The sequence below is a fragment of the Thiospirillum jenense genome (assembly GCF_014145225.1).
Taxonomy (GTDB): Bacteria; Pseudomonadota; Gammaproteobacteria; order Chromatiales; family Chromatiaceae; genus Thiospirillum; species Thiospirillum jenense.
The window spans coordinates 1-2,091 of the sequence record NZ_JABVCQ010000071.1; the positions used below are offsets into that span (position 1 = coordinate 1).

Sequence of the window (2,091 nt, forward strand, 5' to 3'; positions counted from 1 at the left end):
CATGGAGTCACATAATCTCGTTTTGTTATGACCTGAAGTGGCGGAGGCTTTTCCATCAGAGGAAGCTGTGAATGAAGCGCTATTGTCTCTGATTAGAATAGCAAAGGCATCAACACGGCTCACCAGCGATTAAGCGCGAATACAGTACGGCACTCATCCAACAATGCCCTGCCAGAGGGCAATTTATTCGCTGCTGTTAAATAACATGGATTAGGTTGCCGCCCTTTAGCAACCCAAACCCAATTAAACATTCCATCCCAGCCGCCCGCTTCATTCTCACTCGTCGGCTGGGCGTGGCGTTAAACCTCACGCATCAATCTTATTTCCAATCCAGCGTCCGGCAAATGAAAACAGTGACATTAAAAATTGATGAGTATGTCAGTGAAAATTTCATTTGGCTTCTTGAACATTTTTCGCCAGATGAAATCAAGATTTTAGAAAAAGCGAATATATTGATGGTGATACTTATTTTCTTAGTATTAAAAGAATGACACAAAGTATTCTCGAAGCCAAGAATGAACCAATAAAAAACGGTGTCACGCTCGATCAATTGGAGTGGTGATGTACACCGTTATTGCAACAACAAATAAATATCAACCACATTCCAATCGCCGATGCTGTAATACTGGAAAAGTACGCCGAACGGAATCTTGAAAACTTCGATCCACTTCTGCGCAAATAAAACCCGTTCCTCGCGCCACTTCCGCCAATACCGCTCCCCAGGGATCAACTATTAAACTATGCCCATAGGTTTCGCGCCCGTTTAAATGATAACCACCTTGCGCGGCGGCAATGACATAGGCTAAGTTTTCAATTGCCCGTGCCCGCACCAATACCTCCCAATGTGCTTTACCTGTGAGCGCCGTAAATGCTGCCGGTACGGTGAAAATATCCACCTGCTGCGCAATTAACTGGCGAAATAATTCAGGAAAGCGCAAATCATAACACACGGCAATTCCAAGCCGTCCGAATGGGCTATCAATAGTTAATACACGATTACCCGGTGCAATACTTGCCGATTCGTGATAACGCTCATTTACACCCGGCAAACTCACATCAAATAAATGAATCTTGTCATATCGCCCAACGCATTCACCGCGTTGATCGAATACCAAACATGCCGCCCGCACCCGCTTGCTATCTGATTCAATCCGAATTGGAATAGTGCCACCAACCAACCAAATACCATAGCGTACTGCAAGCCGCGATAAAAATAATTGCAGGGGACCATCATGTTCTATTTCAGCGACGTTGGATTGATCGCCACTTAATTTACCCATAAAAGCAAAGTTTTCGGGTAATACCACTAAATTGGCGCCTGCTTCAACCGCTGCACAAATTAAGCGTTCAGCCTCAATTAAATTGGCATTCACATTAGGACAGCTTGCCATTTGAATAGCAGCAACACGGGGCTTTTCATTCATGTGTCATCACCTCAATTTAAAAAACCTTTGCGTAGCACTGTCATTGGCATCATCACCGAATGACTCACCGGCATTGTTCAAAAGTCAGTATTATTATTTGATAGCGTAATCAATACTATACTATACAATGGGTTTCAATCATATTAGGTTCATTTTTTACAAAAAATAACTTAGAAATCAAAAGACTATCTTTTAAATGCGAGGTAAGCAACACGTTTTTATTAAGGCAATTTTTTATTTTTGCACTTTGGGGCAATTGTTTTCCTTCACAGCAATCCGCTACTCTAATGTCACTCATCTAAACAAGCCAATGGCAACTTGTTATGTGCTTCACCTATAAACTAAAGCAGGACATGCTGTGACTATAAAAACAAACCAATCAGTAGAAAATATGATATTCGATCATAAACAATCGCTCAATTTTGGCGGTTTGCCGGCAAAATACACTGCATTAGAAAACGCACAAATCGTAGTCATTCCTGTGCCTTATGATGGTACCAGTACCTGGATAAAAGGTGCAGATCATGGTCCGGCGGCTATTTTAGAAGCTTCAACGAATATGGAGTTATATGACATTGCCACTGATAGCCAATTATATCAGTTAGGCATATACACCGCACCCCCAATGATAATACCAGATACGCCAGAACAGGTTTTTCAATCCGTA

Annotated in this window: 3 protein-coding genes; 2 read left to right on the forward strand and 1 reads right to left on the reverse strand. The window is 42.1% G+C overall.

The genetic code is table 11. The features are described from left to right. Positions 1-215 precede the first annotated feature (215 nt). Complete coding sequence (locus HUK38_RS15295; protein WP_238787695.1) at positions 216-491, forward strand: hypothetical protein; 276 nt, start codon at positions 216-218, stop codon at positions 489-491. Positions 492-593: 102 nt separating this feature from the next. Here HUK38_RS15295 and HUK38_RS14500 read toward each other — a convergent pair whose 3' ends face one another. Continuing rightward, positions 594-1,424, reverse strand: coding sequence for a carbon-nitrogen hydrolase family protein (locus HUK38_RS14500; RefSeq protein WP_182585034.1), 831 nt, complete (start codon positions 1,422-1,424; stop codon positions 594-596). 358 nt (positions 1,425-1,782) lie between these two features. Here HUK38_RS14500 and HUK38_RS14505 point away from each other — a divergent pair. After that, on the forward strand, positions 1,783-2,091 hold a 309-nt coding region (locus tag HUK38_RS14505), incomplete at its 3' end, for an arginase family protein (RefSeq protein WP_202985579.1).